This window comes from Blautia sp. SF-50 (assembly GCF_900101315.1).
GTDB classification, from domain to species: Bacteria; Bacillota; Clostridia; order Lachnospirales; family Lachnospiraceae; genus Blautia_A; species Blautia_A fusiformis.
This window is the reverse complement of record NZ_FMUW01000004.1, coordinates 94,149-113,329: the sequence shown is the minus strand read 5'-3', so window position 1 is coordinate 113,329 and position 19,181 is coordinate 94,149. Positions and strand designations below refer to the sequence as shown.

General features: G+C 45.4%; 18 protein-coding genes. 1 reads left to right on the top strand and 17 read right to left on the bottom strand.

Going from position 1 to position 19,181, the window contains the following annotated elements; all coding sequences use genetic code 11:
- Window positions 1-81: 81 nt before the first annotated feature.
- The 6 genes from xerD to uraA all read right to left on the bottom strand — a co-directional run bounded on the left by xerD (window position 82) and on the right by uraA (window position 6,798).
- Window positions 82-966: a site-specific tyrosine recombinase XerD gene (gene xerD, locus BLP57_RS04010; RefSeq protein ID WP_015526990.1), complete on the bottom strand. Its 885-nt coding sequence runs from the start codon at window positions 964-966 to the stop codon at window positions 82-84.
- A 179-nt stretch (window positions 967-1,145) separates the two neighbouring features.
- A complete protein-coding gene (locus tag BLP57_RS04005) occupies window positions 1,146-1,754 on the bottom strand; it encodes a stage II sporulation protein M (RefSeq protein WP_092069579.1) in 609 nt (202 codons plus the stop codon).
- 131 nt (window positions 1,755-1,885) lie between these two features.
- Window positions 1,886-3,445 (bottom strand): ribonuclease Y, encoded by a 1,560-nt coding sequence (gene rny, locus BLP57_RS04000; RefSeq protein ID WP_021650814.1) that lies wholly within the window; start codon window positions 3,443-3,445, stop codon window positions 1,886-1,888.
- Window positions 3,446-3,738: 293 nt separating this feature from the next.
- Entirely contained in the window at window positions 3,739-4,227 is a 489-nt protein-coding gene (locus BLP57_RS03995) for a regulatory protein RecX (protein ID WP_022426695.1), read from the bottom strand.
- A 3-nt stretch (window positions 4,228-4,230) separates the two neighbouring features.
- Complete coding sequence (gene recA, locus BLP57_RS03990) at window positions 4,231-5,283, bottom strand: recombinase RecA (protein WP_015526986.1); 1,053 nt, start codon at window positions 5,281-5,283, stop codon at window positions 4,231-4,233.
- A 264-nt stretch (window positions 5,284-5,547) separates the two neighbouring features.
- Window positions 5,548-6,798, bottom strand: a complete 1,251-nt coding sequence (gene uraA / locus BLP57_RS03985) for a uracil permease (protein ID WP_022426696.1) — start codon at window positions 6,796-6,798, stop codon at window positions 5,548-5,550.
- A gap of 188 nt (window positions 6,799-6,986) precedes the next feature.
- Between uraA and pepT the strand changes: the two genes are divergently transcribed.
- Window positions 6,987-8,213, top strand: coding sequence for a peptidase T (pepT, locus tag BLP57_RS03980; RefSeq protein ID WP_092069665.1), 1,227 nt, complete (start codon window positions 6,987-6,989; stop codon window positions 8,211-8,213).
- Between the two features lie 183 nt (window positions 8,214-8,396).
- Here the strand turns inward: pepT and BLP57_RS03975 are convergent, their stop codons facing one another.
- From BLP57_RS03975 to BLP57_RS03925, 11 genes are all read right to left on the bottom strand, one after another.
- Window positions 8,397-10,022 (bottom strand): putative polysaccharide biosynthesis protein, encoded by a 1,626-nt coding sequence (locus tag BLP57_RS03975; RefSeq protein ID WP_092069576.1) that lies wholly within the window; start codon window positions 10,020-10,022, stop codon window positions 8,397-8,399.
- Between the two features lie 15 nt (window positions 10,023-10,037).
- Window positions 10,038-10,712 carry a uracil-DNA glycosylase gene (ung, locus tag BLP57_RS03970; RefSeq protein WP_021650805.1) on the bottom strand — a complete coding sequence of 225 codons (675 nt, stop codon included), beginning with the start codon at window positions 10,710-10,712 and terminating at the stop codon, window positions 10,038-10,040.
- A gap of 21 nt (window positions 10,713-10,733) precedes the next feature.
- Window positions 10,734-11,492 (bottom strand): imidazole glycerol phosphate synthase subunit HisF, encoded by a 759-nt coding sequence (gene hisF, locus BLP57_RS03965; RefSeq protein WP_092069573.1) that lies wholly within the window; start codon window positions 11,490-11,492, stop codon window positions 10,734-10,736.
- A gap of 2 nt (window positions 11,493-11,494) precedes the next feature.
- Window positions 11,495-12,124: an imidazole glycerol phosphate synthase subunit HisH gene (gene hisH / locus BLP57_RS03960; RefSeq protein WP_021650803.1), complete on the bottom strand. Its 630-nt coding sequence runs from the start codon at window positions 12,122-12,124 to the stop codon at window positions 11,495-11,497.
- A gap of 146 nt (window positions 12,125-12,270) precedes the next feature.
- Complete coding sequence (locus BLP57_RS03955) at window positions 12,271-13,788, bottom strand: sensor histidine kinase (protein WP_022426553.1); 1,518 nt, start codon at window positions 13,786-13,788, stop codon at window positions 12,271-12,273.
- Window positions 13,785-14,465, bottom strand: a complete 681-nt coding sequence (locus BLP57_RS03950; protein WP_015526981.1) for a response regulator transcription factor — start codon at window positions 14,463-14,465, stop codon at window positions 13,785-13,787. Before BLP57_RS03950 ends, BLP57_RS03955 begins: the two co-directional genes overlap by 4 nt.
- 224 nt (window positions 14,466-14,689) lie before the next feature.
- Window positions 14,690-15,556, bottom strand: a complete 867-nt coding sequence (locus BLP57_RS03945; protein WP_022426552.1) for a phosphatidylserine decarboxylase — start codon at window positions 15,554-15,556, stop codon at window positions 14,690-14,692.
- Window positions 15,553-16,236, bottom strand: coding sequence for a CDP-alcohol phosphatidyltransferase family protein (locus tag BLP57_RS03940; RefSeq protein WP_021650799.1), 684 nt, complete (start codon window positions 16,234-16,236; stop codon window positions 15,553-15,555). Before BLP57_RS03940 ends, BLP57_RS03945 begins: the two co-directional genes overlap by 4 nt.
- 110 nt (window positions 16,237-16,346) lie before the next feature.
- Complete coding sequence (locus tag BLP57_RS03935) at window positions 16,347-17,369, bottom strand: lysylphosphatidylglycerol synthase transmembrane domain-containing protein (protein WP_022426551.1); 1,023 nt, start codon at window positions 17,367-17,369, stop codon at window positions 16,347-16,349.
- On the bottom strand, window positions 17,369-18,067 hold the full coding sequence (locus BLP57_RS03930; RefSeq protein ID WP_092069659.1) for a phosphatase PAP2 family protein: 699 nt from the start codon (window positions 18,065-18,067) through the stop codon (window positions 17,369-17,371). The genes BLP57_RS03935 and BLP57_RS03930 overlap by 1 nt, the downstream gene beginning before the upstream one ends.
- Before the next feature lie 324 nt (window positions 18,068-18,391).
- Window positions 18,392-19,039, bottom strand: coding sequence for an L-rhamnose mutarotase (locus BLP57_RS03925; protein ID WP_015526977.1), 648 nt, complete (start codon window positions 19,037-19,039; stop codon window positions 18,392-18,394).
- Window positions 19,040-19,181 lie beyond the last annotated feature (142 nt).

Here is a 19,181-nt window from a genome sequence, read left to right as displayed (position 1 = left end):
TCAAAAAAAGAACCGGCATTCTTCCATTTTGGAAGCTGCCGGTTCTTTTTTGAACGCGTTTTTTATATTATTTCTTACAGATCAATGCCTCGGATGTGCTTTCATATATACGTCTCGCATTTTCGCAACGCCAAAATTCAGATAGACCTGTGTGGTGGAAATATCCGAATGTCCAAGCATTTCCTGCACACTCTTCACGTCCGCTCCATTCTGCAGCATATGTGCGGCAAAAGAATGTCTCAGTGTATGCGGCGTGATATCATGCTGGATCCCGGCTTCCTCTGCATATCCCTTCAGAACCTTCCAGAATCCCTGTCTGCTCATGGATTTTCCTGAACAGTTGGTAAAAAGACTCTCCGTCTCATTTTCTTTCACAAATTTTCCACGGGCTTCCTTCAGATATTTCTCCATGGCTGTTTTGCATACATTTCCTATCGGGATCACCCGTTCCTTATCCTCATCGTGACAGACTACATAACCAAGCCGCAGATTGAGATCCTCCAGATTCAGCCGCAAAAGTTCACTGACACGCATTCCTGTAGCATACAAAAGCTCCAGCATGGCACTGTCCCGGATTCCCTTCGGTGTATTCAGATCCGGCTGTTTCAAAAGGCGGTCTACCTCATCCACAGTAAGGATCTCCGGCATCCGCTTCTCAACCTTGGGCGGCTTCAGTTCCAGAGACGGATCCCTCTCGATCCTGTTCTCCTGATAAAGATACTGAAACAAGGCACGGATAGATGCTACATTTCTGGAGATCGTTGAGGAAGCGAACTGTCCTCTCTCCATATAGCTGAGATAGCCTTCCAGCTCCAGTTCTCCTACATCTCGGATATCATAGATCCCACGATCTGCAAAATACACTGCCATCTTCTTCAGGTCTCTCTGGTAAGATACTTCTGTATTATGTGACGTCCTTTTTCTATTATGTAAATATGTAATAAATTCCCGTATCTCTATGTCCATTTCTCTGCATCCCGTTTCTCTAAAATCATACTCGTTTATGACTGAATTATACTGTGAATTTTACATAAAATCAAACAGTTTTTCATCGTAAAACCGCACAATTTCAACACTTTCCGGCACAAACCACCAAATATCGCAGATTTTATGGAAACCATCACTAGATATTGTGGAAATTTTCCTCAAAAAAATTTCAGGCCCTTTATAACTTTTTCTACGATCCAAGGATTCAGAAAACTTTCTGCGAGGATTCCTCCTGTATACAGCAGAAAAACTGTGATCCCCTGCCGAAAATAAGCCCCTGTTTTCTGCGGCACAAGTCCATAATTTTTCCAGATCCCATACGATTGTCTGTATACGATACCTGCAAGATAAAAATACGCCGGAATATAGACCAGATACTGCGGCATCAGAAGTCCGGCGCCGGCCACACCGCCATAAATACCAAATTCCAGAACCGATAATGCCAGAATCATTCCTGTCTCCATTCCCAAAAACAGCATATATGCGACCGTCAAAGGCACTCCGAATATTGTAAATCCGCATAAAAACAACAGAAGAAAAAAACCTCCTCTTCGTCGCAGCACTTCCAGGAAATAAGCTCCGCCGGAAATATCTTTTCCTGCAAAGCTGCGGATCAGATAAAAAGAAGCCAGGGTTTTCTGTTTCCACTCCATTTTCCAGATCAGATTCGGCAACACATTTCCCGCAAAAAATCCGGTCATAAAAAGAAGCTCCGCCGGAAAACGTCCGGCATTTTTCCACTTCCGGTTCTCTGTCTTACTCTCCATTTACTCACCCTGTACCAGTTTACGCCTGTTTTTCCAGTAATATGACCGTTTTTCCACATGACAAAAAAAGGCCGGCCAGCTAAAAAGCTGTCCGGCCTTTGATATTTCCAGAACTTTCTTCCATTGAAAGCTTATTTTGCGTAGTCAACCGCTCTGCTTTCACGGATCACATTAACTTTGATCTGTCCAGGATACTCAAGCTCTGCCTCGATCTGCTTTGCAATATCTCTTGCAAGGAGAACCATATCTGCATCACTTACATGATCCGGCACGACCATAACACGAATTTCTCTTCCTGCCTGAATAGCAAAAGATTTCTCTACACCCTTGAATTCATTGGTGATATCCTCAAGCTGTTTCAGACGATTGGTATAGGTTTCCAGGGTCTCACGTCTTGCTCCAGGTCTTGCTGCGGAAATTGCATCAGCAGCCTGTACAATACACGCGATCAGAGATTCCGGCTCCACATCACCATGATGAGACGCAACCGTGTTGATAACGATCGGGGACTCCTTGTATTTCTTGCAGAGATCTACACCGATCTGAATATGAGAACCTTCTACCTCATGGTCAATGGATTTACCAATGTCATGAAGAAGTCCGGCACGCTTGGCCATACGCACATCCACACCAACTTCTCCTGCAAGAAGTCCGGAAAGCTGTGCAACCTCAATTGAATGTCTCAGAGCATTCTGTCCATAGCTTGAACGGAATTTCATACGTCCAAGAAGCTTCAGAAGTTCCGGATGGATTCCATGTACCCCTACATCCATGGCAGCATTCTCACCGTCTTCCCGGATCTGTGCTTCCACTTCTTTCTGGGCTTTCTCTACCATCTCTTCAATTCTTGCCGGATGGATACGTCCATCCACGATCAGTTTCTCAAGAGCCACTCTGGCGATCTCTCTCCTGATCGGATCAAATGCGGAGAGTACCACTGCCTCCGGTGTATCATCAATGATCAGATCCACACCGGTAAGTGTCTCAAGTGTACGGATGTTACGGCCTTCACGACCGATGATCCTTCCCTTCATTTCATCACTTGGAAGCTGTACCACAGAAATCGTTGTCTCGGAAACATGATCCACTGCACATTTCTGAATGGCATTGACTACATATTCCCTGGCTTTCTTATTGGCATCTTCCTTGGCTCTGTTCTCAAGCTCTTTATAGAGTCTTGCAACATCCACCTTTACGTCATCTTCTACAGATTTCAGTAATTCTTCTTTTGCCTGTTCGGAGGTAAGACCTGAAACTCGTTCCAGTTCCTGTACTCCTTTTTCCTCAAGTTCATTTACTCGTTTTTCTTTTTCTTGTAACTCGTTAAATTTCGCTGTACATTCCAGCTCACGCTTCTCCACTGCATTGGCTTTTTTGTCAACAGATTCCTCTTTTGACAAAACTCGCTTTTCGTATCTCTGCAGCTCGTTTCTCCGTTCCTTGGTTTCCCTTTCCAGTTCATTTTTAGTTCGCAGAGATTCTTCCTTTACTTCAAGTAAAGTTTCGCGTTTCTTGGTCTCTGCTGCTTTCAATGCTTCATCAAGAATATTCCTTGCCTTATCCTCTGCTGTACCTATGATTTCCGCATCCTTGCGTACTTTCTTGTCAACAGCAACCTTGCAAGTAACAGGAACTGCAATAAGTAGCGTGACTACCACAGCGACAATAACACCGATAATTGTGCCTGCCACAGGAGCACCTCCTTATTTAGTTTTCATTGTACAAATACAACAATACAAGTTTAGCTGTTTTTCACATTTATGTCAAGTTTTTCTCATGAAAAAGCAGATTTTGGTTAGCATATATAAACTGGCTCTTTTTCTCCGCAGAGTTATTGTTACTGTTCACTCCGTTCTCAGTAACACGCTTCGCGATGCACAGAATTTATGCTGATCGCATAAATTCGCGCGGTATGTCTCGGGTTTTCTGTGACCTTCGCTCACAAAAAACACCTCGCGGGACATTACCGGTGAACAGTAACGAGTTATTCCATATCACGGTTCACCCGGATGTTCATTTCTTCCAGAGTATGGGAAATATCCTCATACCGGAACGCTCGTCTGGCCAGATATCCATACAACCTTCGCATCTGTCCTTCATCAAGCTCTGTGTCCGGCGCATATTTCTTTTCGATCGTCCTGCGTAATACCTCCCGCTCGTCCGGTTCCATAAGCTCTTCCATCTCATTCCAGGCATCCAGGGCAGTCTGACGGTCCACACCCTTTAACTGAAGTTCCGAGAGGATCTTCTGACGGCTCCTGGTTTCCATGCGGAAGGAGATATAGGTTCTGGCATAACGGGCATCGTTGATATACCCATAGGACTTCACATAAGCAATGGCATCTTCTACTGCCTCCGGTGAAAATTCAGCCTGACGGAGTTTATCCGTCAGGCCTTTCTCTGTGCGGTCCATATGTTCCAGAAGCCGCATGGCTTTCTTTCTTGCACGATTTCGTTCTTCCAGATCCAGCATGGATTACTCTTCCTTCTCTGTATCTTCTGCCTGTACTGCTGCTTCTGCTGTCTCATCTGCCGGATCCAGATGATAATGTACACGAACCTTCTTCTCGATCTCATCGCGGATCTCCGGATGCTCTCGCAGGAATAATTTGGCATTCTCACGTCCCTGTCCGATCTTATCCCCCTCATATGCATACCAGGCTCCGCTCTTGTTTACGATGGAGCATTCTGCAGCCAGATCCAGGATATCTCCCTCTCTGGAAATACCGGTTCCGAACATGATATCAAATTCTGCCTGCTTAAATGGCGGAGCCACCTTGTTCTTAACTACTTTCACACGGGTGTGGTTTCCAACCATCTCACCACCCTGCTTCAATGTTTCCACACGGCGTACATCCATACGGACAGATGCATAGAATTTCAGCGCACGTCCACCGGTTGTAGTTTCCGGATTGCCAAACATCACTCCAACCTTCTCACGAAGCTGGTTGATAAAGATCACCACGCAGTTGGACTTGCTGATAACAGCTGTCAGTTTACGGAGTGCCTGTGACATCAGACGGGCCTGCAGACCTACATGGCTGTCTCCCATATCTCCTTCAATCTCAGCCTTGGGGACCAGGGCTGCAACAGAGTCCACGATCACGATATCCACAGCACCGGAACGTACCATAGTCTCTGTGATCTCCAGCGCCTGCTCTCCGTTATCCGGCTGTGAAATATAAAGGTTGTCGATATCAACACCTATACTCTTGGCATAAACAGGATCAAGAGCATGCTCCGCATCGATAAATCCTGCGATTCCGCCTCTCTTCTGCACTTCAGCGACCATATGTAAGGCTACCGTTGTCTTACCACTGGACTCCGGTCCGTAGATCTCCACGATACGTCCCTTGGGAACACCCCCTACACCAAGGGCGATATCCAGGCTTAAGCATCCTGTGGGAACTGCCTCCACCTGCATATGGGAACTGGAATCTCCAAGCTTCATGACAGAGCCTTTACCGAACTGTTTCTCAATATTTCCAAGAGCCGCTTCCAGCGCCTTCTGCTTCTCTTCACTGATCATTATGTAATCTCCTATTCTTTATTCTCTTTCTAATCAGGTTTCCTTTAATCCGAACCTTTGTTCGTGTTTTCTGTATTACATAGTATTATAAAACGGAATGATTGTCAATAAGATACTTGAAAATCCTTCTGTTTTTTTGTTGACAGGATCTCTGAAAATCCGACAAAAAACTTCCCATACATGATTTCTTTTTCCTCTCTGAATGCAAAAAAGCAGATAAAAAGATTTCCCTCTTCATCTGCTTTTTATGCAATATATTTCCTGTCACTGATCGTTGGTCAGCTTCAGTTTGTCCAGAATATAGAATACAAGGCTTAATGCCATGGCAACCACACATGCCAGCACCATACCGGTAAGCTCAACATTTCCAAGCTTCAGGGCAATTCCGGAAAGACCTACAACAAAGACAACGCTTGTCAGCGTCAGATTTCTGGACTTGCTGTAATCCACGTGATTGTCAACCAGCATACGAAGGCCGGAGGTTCCGATCATTCCGTAAAGAAGGAAGGAAATCCCACCGATCACCGGACCTGGAATGGTACTGATCAGGGCTGCCAGTTTACCAAGGAAGGAACAGCAGATAGAAAGCACTGCCGCACCACCGATCACCTGTACACTGTAAACCTTTGTCACTGCCATGACACCGATGTTCTCACCGTAAGTAGTTGTCGGCACAGAACCAAGGCATCCGGAAACTGTGGTAGAGAAGAAATCTGCAAACAGGGATCTGTGGAGACCCGGATCTTTCAGAAGATTTCTTCCAACGATCTTTCCAGTTACGATCTGATGGCCGATATGCTCGGAGGTTACCAGAAGCAATGCCGGAAAGATCGTCATAATGGCCTCAAAATTAAATTTCGGAGATGTAAAGTTGGGAAGAGCCAAAAATGCCGCTTCCCTTACCTGTGTAAAATCCAGAAGCCCGCATGCACCTGCTGCCACATATCCCACAATGATCGCGATCAGGATCGGAATAACAGAAAGGAAGCCCCGGAACAGGATCTGCCCGAATACCGCAACTCCAAGTGTGACCAGAAATACGATCACATTCTTCGGATCTACCTTCTCGTCCAGAAGTCCTGCCGTACTTGCTGCATTTCCCGCAAGTTCCAGACCGATCAGTGCCACTACCGGTCCCATTGCCGCTGTAGGAAGCACGATATCGATCCAGTCTGTTCCGCACTGGCGGACGATCAATGCCACGCACATACCAGCAATACCCAGAACAACGAAACCACCAAGGGCATACTCATATCCATACTTGCTGATCACCAGAAGAGCCGGTGAAAGGAAGGCAAAACTGGAGCCCAAATAAGCCGGTGCCTTTCCTTTTGTGATGAAAATAAAAAGGAGTGTTCCCACACCATTCATCAGAAGCACAATAGCCGGACTGATACCAAAAAGGAATGGCACCAGTACGGATGCTCCGAACATGGCGAACATATGCTGGATACTTAACGGTATCAGCATCTTTGCAGGTACTTTTTCTTCGACCTGTATGATTCTTTTTTCCACTCTCAAATCCTCCTGTTTTTTATTATCTCACAGATTATAGCACAGGTTTTCACATCGTGGGAGATTTTTTACATAAATATGCAGGTATTGTGTGTTATACTGTTATTATCTCCGTAAAAACAGGCGGATTCCATAAATACAGCTGCCGTCTGTTCCGGAAGGAATTTTTCAGAAAGGAATATTCTTCTATGAAAGCATACCAACGACTTCTATCCTATGTAAAAATATCCACACCCAGCAATGAAGAAAGCTCTTCTTCCCCCTCTTCCCAGTGCCAGTTTGACCTGGCCCGGCTTCTTGTGGAGGAACTGAAAGGCCTTGGGATCTCTGATGTGTCTCTGGATGAACACTGTTACGTTTATGCACATCTTCCTGCTACAGAAGGTCTGGAGCACTGCAAAGCACTGGGCTTTATCGCTCATATGGATACGGTTTCCGATTTCTGCGACCATGCAGTCACACCGGTGGTCACAGAAGATTACGATGGAAAAGAGCTTCCTCTCGGCACAAGCGGCAGAACTCTTTCCCCGGAAATGTTCCCCCATCTTGCTTCACTTGCCGGGCGTACCCTGATCACCTCAGACGGAACCACGATCCTAGGCGCAGACGACAAGGCCGGCATTGCAGAGATCCTCACTGCGCTGGAGCATATCCTTACGGAAAAAATACCTCACGGACCTCTCTGCGTTGCTTTTACTCCGGATGAAGAGATCGGCATGGGACCGGCACACTTTGATGTAAAAAAATTCGGTGCGGATTATGCATATACCCTAGACGGTGATACGGAAGGCGAGATCCAGTACGAAAACTTTAACGCCTGCAGTGCAAAAGTAACCTTCCAGGGCGTTAATGTACATCCCGGTTCTTCCAAAAATACCATGATCAACGCAGCCCTCGTTGCCATGGAATTTAACTCCATGCTTCCGGCGGCAGATACTCCCAGGAATACAGATGATTACGAAGGATTTTTCCATCTGTGCTCCATGAAAGGAGATGTTTCCCAGGCTGAGCTTCAGTATATTGTCCGGGATCACGATGCCGCTTCTTTTGAGATCCGTCAGAAAACGCTCACACATATCACGGAGATCCTCAATGAAAAATGGGGGGAAGGTACCGTAACTCTTACCATCACCCAGCAGTATCGCAATATGAAAGAGATCATCGATACCTGCCCATGGCTGATATCTCTGGCAGAAGAAGCCTGCCACAGTTGCGGTGTCACACCGCTGATCCTGCCTATCCGCGGCGGCACAGACGGTGCACAGTTAAGCTTTATGGGACTGCCCTGCCCGAATCTCGGAACCGGCGGACATGCCTATCACGGGCCTTATGAGCACATTACAGCAGAAGGAATGGATGCCGCTGTGAACGTTACTCTGGAGATCATAAGACTATTTTCACAGAGAAAAGACTGAAAAGAAACTTTTCTTCGAAAGTCTGCATTCCCTGAAATCTGATATAATGAAAAAATACTCACAGATCCTCCGGCTGGAAATCTGCCGGAACAAATCTGTGAGTATTTTTTCCTGTGCTAGCTATGTTCACTTTGAGTTCTGCACCGAATAACTGTATTGCCGTTTACTGATCGGACTTACAGATCAGATGATCTTCATCATTCTCGCCAGCTTCTTCATATATCTTCCACCAGGCATCATACCCAGCTCATCTTCACCGGGCTTGCTTACAAACAGATATACAATAAAGTATACACCTGCTGCCAGCATCACGGAAATACCAAGACAGATCACATTGGAATGGATCAGTGCATACAATCCGTAATACACCACTCCCGCAACAACTCCCATCGGGATAGATGCCAGGAACGGGCTTAAATAAGCACTTCTCCACGGATTCTTATAGCCCATATATTTCTTGATGGAACGGTCATTGAGAAGACACATCACAACTGCATAAACGATCTGGGCGATGACAATGGTATAAACACCAAGATTGGTAAATACCAGAAGCAGGGCCATGGCTATCACATCTGCCACCAGTGCAATGGCTGCATGGATCATCGGGAGCTTCGGCTTGCCGATTCCCTGAAGTACACCGTTGGTGATATTGGAGTTGCCATTCAGGATAATGGTGATTCCTCCCAGGATCAGAAGCTGTCCGCCTACGCCATTGGTTCCCGGGAAGATCAGTCTCGTGATCGGTCCGGAAAGAACTGCAAGACCTACTGCCGCCGGAATGGATATCAGCATACTGATCCATGTGGCACGGTCTGTCTTCATATTTGCACCTTCAATATCGTGCATTGCATAATGTGCGGAAACCTCAGGGATCATAGATGTCGGTGCTGTACTTGCCAGGGTAAGCGGGATATTGATCAGCGTCATATAATATCCGTACTCGGAATACAAGGTCTGGATCACGTCCTTGGCAGCACCCTTGATATCCATGATACCGGAATACATATAACTGTTGATATATCCGTTTACATTATAAATAAAAGCACTGAGAATGATCGGCATGATGATGAGCACGATATTACTCATTACATGACCCATACTCTCATTTATAGAATGGCGGTCATTGACGATCCTTTTCCGGATGATCTTACGGTTTACCCCATAAACGATCAGCATAAAGATCAGCGCAGAAGCCACACCTGCTCCGGTACCCATGGTAGCACCTGCCGCACCCCAGCGATGGACCAGATCCATATCTCCTGTTGCGGAAAAATGCTGGATAAATACATGTGACATCAGAAGCGCAAAGGTTGCCACAAAGATCTGCTCAATGATCTGCGAGATCGATGTAGGCATCATATTGCGGTATGCCTGGAAATATCCACGGAATACACCGCAGAGACCGGACATGAAAATTGTGGGCGCAAGCATCTGCAGTGCCAGACGGGCGTTAGCCATACTGTCCGGAACCAGGATTCCTGCACCAAATACACAGATCAGCGCCACGATACCGCCGGCAACTGCCGCATAGATCAATGCACCGTAAAATACCTTCTGTGCATCCTTATATCTGTGAAAAGCGATCTTCTCCGCCATGATCTTGGATACAGCCTGAGGAATACTGAAGGACGCGATCATCAGCAGAATAAAATATACATTCTGTGCAAACTGGAAAAGTGCAAAGCTCTGACTTCCCAGTGTAGTTGAAAGCGGACTCTTGTACAGCATTCCGATGATCTTGGAGATCAGCGCCGCAACCATAAGAAAAGATGCGTTTTTCACAAGTGTGTTATCATTTTTTTTACCCATTTTACTTTCCTTAACTTAAATATTCTCAATCTGCCAGTCAACAGGTTCTACCCCATTGGCTTTCAAAAATTCATTAGCCTTGCTGAAATGCTTGCATCCGAAAAATCCCCGGTAGGCAGAAAGGGGACTTGGATGTGGTGCTTCCAGGATCAGATGCTTCGGATTATGAAGCATGGATGCCTTCATCTGAGCAGGCCGCCCCCAGAGAAGAAACACGATCGGGCGATCCTCCTGGTCCAGGATCCGGATGGCCGCATCGGTAAACTGTTCCCAGCCGATCCCTCTGTGGGAATTGGCCTGATGTGCACGTACAGTCAGCACTGTGTTCAAAAGAAGCACGCCCTGCTTTGCCCATTTTTCCAGATTACCGTTGTTTGGGATATAACATCCCATATCATCCTCAAGTTCCTTATAAATATTCACCAGAGATGGCGGTGTTTCCACACCTTTTTTTACGGAAAAGCAAAGCCCATGAGCCTGTCCGTCATTGTGATAGGGATCCTGTCCCAGGATCACAACCTTTACCTGATGCAGAGGCGTAAAATGAAACGCATTGAACATATCTTCCGGCGGCGGAAAAATCTTTCTTGTTCTGTATTCTGTCATCACGGTTTTATAAAGTTTGGCATAGTAGGGCTGATGAAACTCACCTTTCAGTGCCTCCTGCCAGTCTCCTGCTATAGGAGCCATATCTATCACCTCTCATCCAACTTATCTTCTCACGGAAATTCCTTTTTCCGCAAGGTAATCCTTCACTTCCCGGATCTCCAGCTCTTTGTAGTGGAACAGAGATGCTGCCAGTGCCGCATCTGCTCCGCCTTCTGTCAGTGCATCATAAAAATGCTCCAGGGTTCCGGCACCACCGGAGGCGATCACCGGGATGGAAACCGCATCTGCAACGGCTCTTGTAAGTTCAATATCATACCCGGTCTTGGTTCCGTCACAGTCCATGCTGGTAAGAAGGATCTCACCTGCGCCAAGTTCTTCCACCTTCTTTGCCCATTCAAGAGCATCAATACCGGTATCCAGTCTTCCGCCATGTTTGTAGATATTCCAGCCGCCATCCTGTCTTCTCTTGGCATCAATGGCAACTACTACACACTGGCTTCCGAATTTCTGTGCGGCCTCATGGATCAGCTCCGGACGGTCGATAGCTGCGGAATTTACAGAAATCTTATCTGCACCTTCACGGAGAAGCTTCCGAAAATCATCTACGGTACGGATTCCTCCGCCTACGGTAAACGGGATAAATACGTTGGCTGCAACAGCTCTTACCATATCCACCACGGTATCACGCTCCTCGCAGGAGGCAGTGATATCAAGAAAAACAAGCTCGTCCGCACCGGCTGCATCGTAAGCTTTGGCAATTTCCACCGGATCTCCGGCATCCTTAAGATCAACAAAATTCACGCCTTTTACTACACGTCCTTTATTTACATCCAGACATGGAATGATTCTTTTTGTAAACATGATTATGCCTCCTTTCCGGTGCCTGACTCAAGTGCCGCAAAATTCTCAAGGATCTTCAAGCCCCACCGGCTGCTTTTTTCCGGATGGAACTGACACGCAAATACATTTCCCTTCTCCACAGACGCATGGATGCATGTGCTGTACTGAGTGGTCGCTTTCACGATCTCTTCCTCCTCTGCCTGAAGATAATAGGAATGTACAAAGTAAACGTATGTGTTTTCCGGAATACCTTTAAATAATCTTCCGCTGTTCTGAATATGCAGGGAATTCCAGCCCATATGCGGGATCTTCAGTCCCGGACTTGGCGGGATGCGCAGGATTTTCCCCTTCAGGATTCCAAGACCTTCCACTCCCGGTGTCTCATCACTGCTCTCAAAAAGCAGCTGCAGTCCCAGGCATATCCCAAGAAAGGGCGTTCCCTTTTCCACGATCTCATGTATTACCGGAACAAGTCCGTATTTTTTGAGATTTTCCATAGCATCACCAAAGCTTCCAACCCCCGGAAGGATTACTTTATCTGCTTTCAGAAGCACCTGGGGATCTCTTGAGACGACAGTCTCCTGTCCCAGATACTGAAGTGCTTTTTCCACACTTTTGATGTTTCCTGCATCATAGTCAATGATTCCTATCATAATAATGCTTCCTCCTGCTCTTTTGTATCTCGATATTCCTCTCTCACCTTCGATTTACATTGCTTTAGTATAACGCAAAAACAGGCGGTTGCAAAGACTTTTCTCTGCTGCCGCCCATTTTTTCACATTATCACGGTAAAGTTTTATTATTTCCGGTCCAGTGTAAACCAGAATTCCACGCCATTATCAAAGTTCTGCACGCCATATTCCTGGTTCATGCTTTCCATGATGGCCTTTACAATGGATAAACCGATACCGCTTCCGCCGTATTCCCTGGTTCTCGCTTTATCAACTTTATAAAATTTATTCCAGAGATTCGGTACATCTGCCTCAGGGATCGGAGTCCCTGTGTTAAACACACTGATCTTCACACGGTTACCCTCATCCTGCAGCTTGATCTCGATTTCTTTCTCTCCCTCCAGATGGTTCAGGGCATTGCTTACATAGTTTGTCACAACCTCTTCGATCTTAAACTCATCGGCCCATACATAAACCGGCTTCTCCGCCTCAAAGATCACTTTTGCATTCTTCTGCCCGATCATGATATTCATGGTCTGAAGCACACCGCGGATCAGGGATACGATATCAAACCGCTCCATTACAACTGCATCTTTGCCGGATTCCAGCTGATTCAGTGTTAGAAGATTTTTTACCAGTTTATTCATCTTGGAGGCTTCATCCATAATGACATCGCAATAGAACTCTCTGCTCTCAGGATCATCAGAAATATTTTCTTTTAAGCCTTCTGCATAGCCCTGGATCAGAGCAATGGGAGTTTTCAGTTCATGGGACACGTTATCCAGAAATTCCTTTCGCATCTTGTCGATCTTGATCTTGTCCTCAATGTCACGCTGCAGTTCATTATTTGCAGATTTCAGTTCACTGATGGTAGTCTCCAGCTGTGAGGACATTCGGTTGAAATTATCTCCCAGAACATCGATCTCATTGCCGACCTTGCTCTCGTATTTTGCCTCAAAATCCAGATCTGACATTTTTCTGGAAAGTTCCGTAAGCTCACTGATGGGACGGGTGATCCTCCTGGTCACGACCATAATGACCAGACCACTTAAGATTATGATCATCAGACCTACCGCAAAGTAAAACTTATTGGAAATATCAGCGCTCTCCCGGATGCTCTCAAGGGGTGTCCTTATGATAAAATAATGTTCCTCATCCAGCTGTCCCCAGCATTCCACATAATCCATTCCCGCAAACCGGTCATGCGACTGCTGGATGGTATAATTGTCACCCTGCTTCAAGGTCCGGCTCTTATCTCCGTCCTCATCCAGATCATAGACATATCCGAACAGCTTGCTCTGAAGCATTTTTTCATTTTCGCCCCAGGAAAGCCAGCTGGTATTGCTGCTGTCAATGATAACCCAGGAAAGATTGTTTCTGGAGCAGGCTCTCTGGATCTCATCGGGAATACTCTCCATACCTTTCGAGCTATTGCTGTTCATCATCTTGTCAATATCTGTATTTTCCAGAGTTGTTCGGAGATTCAGAAGTACATCGATCTTTTTTGTCACATAATATTTTTCAAGAAAGGCTCCGTTGATCACGGTAATAGTCAGAATGGATAAAAACAGCAGACCGATAAAGTATGCTGTGATCTGATGACGGAGACTGTGGATCTTTTTTATTTTTTCCTTCGGTTTTTTCATTCTCCTACCTCAAACTTATAGCCCATCCCCCAGACTGTCTTGATATACTCGCCCTTATCGCCCATTTTACTTCTCAGTTTTTTGACATGAGTATCAATGGTTCTGGCATCTCCGAAATAATCATAATTCCACACAGAATTCAGGATCTTTTCTCTGGAAAGAGCGATTCCCTCATTCTCCAGGAAATAAGTCAGAAGCTCAAATTCCTTGAAGCTCAGATCCATCGGTTTATCATCTACCGTTGCCTGATGCGCTGCCTTGTCAATGACAATCCCACCTGCTGAAAGTATCTCATCCGGGTTGCTCTGTCCCGTTCTTCGAAGAATGGCTTCTACACGTGCTACAAGGATCTTGGGGCTGAAGGGTTTGGAGATATATTCGTCCACCCCGAGTTCAAATCCCAGAAGCTCATCACGCTCATCTCCTCTTGCTGTCAGCATAATGATGGGAACCTTGGAATTTTTGCGGATCTCACGACATACTTCCCAGCCATCCATCTTCGGCATCATCACATCCAGGATCAGAAGCGCAATGTCCTTTTCTTTATAAAAAATATCCATGGCCTCCTCACCGTCACCGGCTTCCAATACCTGGAAATTCTTTTTGGTGAGAAAATCCTTTACCAGTTTTCTCATTCTGCTCTCGTCATCTACTACAAGAATTTTTAATGCATCCATTCTATCTTCCTCCGTTTCTCAGTCGCTGTTCCGGACAGCTGCTGACAGCCCGAAATGCTCTGTATCATCCCTCTTTACAAAAAGCTGAGCTTTTACTTCCGGTTCATTCTAAAGCGGATATTTCCATTCCGCTTTGCTACTGCTCATAATATATCACAGGTTTGTGTTGTGTGTGTGAACGTAATTTCATTTTTTTAATTTTATCCGCAAAAAAGGAGAACCCTCTAAAAGGATTCTCCGATCTTTTCTCCCATGAACACTCTTGTTTCAATTCCTTCACGGGAATTGTTTAAAATATCTTCATCCGGCTTTACCGCATTTTTTTCGGTGATCAGCACAATGGTGGAGCCGCCGAAAGCAAAATTCCCTTTTTCGTCTCCCCGTTTCACAAATGCTTTCCCTGGCCGGTTTTCGATTCTTCCGACAAGAAGAGCACCTACCTCCATCATCAGCACGGTACGGAAATTCTCTGTTTTCAAAAGAGAATACTCTCTGCTGTTTTCCTTGTAGATCGGATAGACATCGTTGGCCACGGGGTTGACTGTATGCAGGATCCCCGGGATCCTGATGCGTCCGGACTCCGCCGCATTGTCCGGATAAATATATCTGTGATAATCCTGAACACAGAGACGAAGCACCCACACATAGCCACCCTGATATCTTTTTCCAAGAGAAGGATTCCTGAGAAGCTCATCTATGGTATATTCGGTCTGTTTGATATGAAGACGGGCTTTTTCATCTACCGGATACACACTCACCCTGCAGTCACAGGGACTGATAAAATGTCCCGGTTCCATATCAATATGGCGGGCACCCTCCCGGATCTTCCGCTTGAAAAAATCATTGTAAGAGATGTATTTACGCTTTTCATAATCACTCATATCCAGATGATTGAACCGTATAAAGGGTTTCACCGCTGCTGCCGAAAGCCTGGAATCCAGAAGCTTTCCCATGGCAATGGAAACAACAGGAGTGACCAGTGGCCGGATCAGCATGCGTCCGGCTACAGAACCGTAGATTTTTTCCAGAAAGTTGTTCTGAAAGGAATCCTCCTCTGTAATATGCCCCATTCTGTCCGCTGTCCGGATCATAGGTTACCACCTCTCTCCATGGAAAGCTTATAGAGATAATTGAACTTCCACCATCCTTCGTTGTAGAAAAGTACAAGAAGAACTGCCACAGCAACTACCGCAACAATGATCACCAGCTCCCTGTTAGTGGGCTTACGGAATTTAAAATCCAGGATAAACAGAAGTCCTACCGTCAGCATTGCGATATGAAGGAGCACCACAAACCATTTATACTCCGGAAAAAGCAGGGATACCACAAACAGAAGCGGCAGGACCACAGACATGGATGTGATGGGAAGTCCCTGATAATATTTTCGGTTTTCGGAGGTTTCATTCTGACGTTTTTCCTCCATAACATTGAAGTATGCCAGACGGATCAGGCCTGCCAGACCGTAAAATAAAAGAATAGCTATTCCGTAAATATGACACATTCCAAGCTTAAATCCCAGCACAATGGGAAGGATCCCGAAACAGACGATATCTGCAAGGGAATCAATCTGGATCCCGAAGCATTTCTCTTCCTCCGTTCTGTTCTTCTTAGTTCTTGCGATCTTTCCGTCAAACATATCGCACAGTCCGGAAAATGCAAGACAGCACACCGCTGCTGAAATATGGTCCGTCACAGCGCAGAAGATTCCGATCATGGAAGAAACTACGCTTATGTAAGTCATTATTACCGTGTAATCATAAAATCCTATCATTTGCACACCTCTTTTTTCTTTTTCATGTCAGGCTATATTCACAGTCCCACAGGGGACTTACCTGATCTGGGTCAAGCAGATCTCCGCGATCTGCATTCGATCAAATCTTTTCAGGATTCCTTTTTTCCGATAGTGAGCTGAGCCACCGCAGTAAACACCGCACTGATCAGCAGCTCTCCGTAATATCCCAGACCTCTGCTAAGCACCATTCCCGGAAGCAGCAGGCCACCGAATACCGGACTGAAAATGGTAAGAAACAAAGTCTCACTGATTCCCATTCCTCCCGGAAGCGGCAGCATATCCACAGATACCGATATCACTGCCTGGAGAAAAAGGATATCCCAGAAACCGGTTCCATGGAGTCCAAAAGCCTGATATACGAACCAGGTTACTGCAAACAGTGCCATACGCTGGATAAAAGTGATCTCTATTACTTTAACGATCACCAGCGGATTATTCTTCAGATATGCCGCAGTATTTCGGTAAGTATCCATGGAAGCTTCCAGTTTTTTCAGCCGTCCCTCTTTTTTCCTCATCAGATGAAACCGTTCCAGAAGCTTCATGCCCTTCATCAGGATCGCTTTTGCCAAAAGTGGATGAAATACCAGAATGGTCATAAAAGTGACACAGAAGATATTCAGCATCAGCCCCAGATAAAACACCGGCAGGATTCCTTCCAGATATTTGTGAAGAAATCCTCTTCCGAAAATCGCGATCCCAATACCGATCACCACAAGCACCAGCTTATAGGTAATCGTCACGATCATCAGGATTACCGTTGACACCGGAATGGAAATCTTCTCTTTTTTCATATAGTAGATCTGCATGGGCTGTCCGCCGCTGGCGGATGGTGTGATACAGCTGAAAAAAAATCCTACAGACGAAAACAGAAAGCAGGTTCTTTTTTTCAGATGGATCCCGCTGGAACGCATCATATACCAGATAATGATGGATTCCCCCCAGATAAAAAATGCTACCAGTGCAATTCCCGGAAGCAGCCACCGTTTATCTGCCCTATGTATGGCATCCATCATGGAAGACAGGTCTTCTCCGTGAAAAACGCCGTAGATAGTCAGGGCAAAAACTACTGCCAGGAACACTCCGTTAAATATGATCTTTTTTCTGCTCTTCATCACTTGACACCTTCTGTATAGCTGTTGATCTTCTTTTCAATTTTAGTTCCAAACCGTTCATAAATATGCCAGAGTTTTGTTTTCTGTCCCAGAATAAAGCATACCTGAGCCAGGATCACACCACCTGCCACATCCACAAGTACATGCTGCTTGGTAAAAATGGTAGACAGAAAAACCAGCACAGCCAGTGTAAACGATACCCCCTTATACCATGTCGGAATTCTTTTCTGATCCTTGATCCCCAGAAAACAGAACCAGCTTACCAGACAATGGATAGATGGAAACAGGTTATCTGCCGCATCAATGGAATACAGCCAGCCGGCCAGCAGATCCCAGATTCCGTTTCCTTCGATCACCGGTCTTGTATTGGTAGTGGGATATGCCAGAAATATGATCAGACACACACAACGGGATATAATATCCGCAGTAAAAAAACGGTAAACCTGTTCCCGCTCCTGCCTTGCCACAAGGATATAATTCACTGCCCAAAATACATAACATCCAAAATAGATAATCAAAAACTGCGGCACAAATGGGAGCCGCAGATCAAGATTACTTTCTATATTGTGATGATACCAACCGCCTGCGATCGCCCTTGAACCGGAATATACAAGACAGTTAAATACAAATGAAAAAACAAGGGGAAAAAGCCCGTACGCAGGTACGATCCCTGTTACATATTTCCAAAAACATTTCATAAATTCACGCCTCATTATTTTATTGATATCAGGAATAAAACATATTCTTCTCCTGCTAACATCTGCTAGTCACAGTATAACAGTCGGGGCGTATGGTTTCAACTAAATATGGAAAGTTTAAGAATTGTTAAGATTTGAGTTCAGTTATTTTTTCTTTTTTGTTCATACTTTTTTCAGAATGACGTCACAGAATGACCACAAAATATGAGTATATTATTAGATGTGCAAAGGGTACTACCTTTGATAACACTTTTTTCTTTTTCATACTGCCGGGGCTACCTCCAAACAAAGCCCCGGCCTCCTTCCTTTTTATTTTCCCATTTTTTAATTATGCCATGCAAGACGTACACTGGACGGATGTACTTCTTTTGTCATCCAGTCCACATCGTTGGTGATCCAGTCCATGATTCCGAGCTGGCGTGTCTCCCATGCGATGGTTGCCTCTCTTGCTTCCGGTGTTTCTTCCACTTCCATGGTTGTGTCGATCTCATCATATCCAAAAATATATCCGCCCGCACTCCAGATGCTGAAGTTGCTGTCCGGGCCCGGATCTATTGTTTCGCCTCTCTGCGCCACAAGTCCGTCATGACGGGCTTTATATTCTTCCTCACAGCCGTCTTTTAATTTTGTCATGAACATTCTGTGGCGGATCAGCTCTTTGTTTTCTCTCACAACACCAAAATTATGATACATCAAGCGCATGTCTTTTCCAGGAGTAGAGATCCAGGTAAAGGTATCTCCGATCTTTTCAGTCAATGCTGCCTTTACTTTCTCCTCTTCCGGAGAGATCACCTCTCCGTCTGCATTTTCGTAATATCCGAAGATCAGGTCTGCCGCATTCCAGATGCTGAAATTATGAATGCCGTTACGGTCAAGATATGCAGTAAGCTCCGGCCAGATCTCGCCTAAGGTCTTACGGTAATCATTCATTTTTCCTTCTTTTACTTTCATTGCAAAAGCATGTCGTTCCATTTATGCTATCCTCCTGTTTTGATGATCCTGTGCTATGTTTTCCACTATGAGCAGATATAGTTCTTCTGCTCTCATATGATTTGATTCTATCACTTTTATTTTGTTTTTACAATTATGAGGGTAGGATTTCCGATCACTGTTC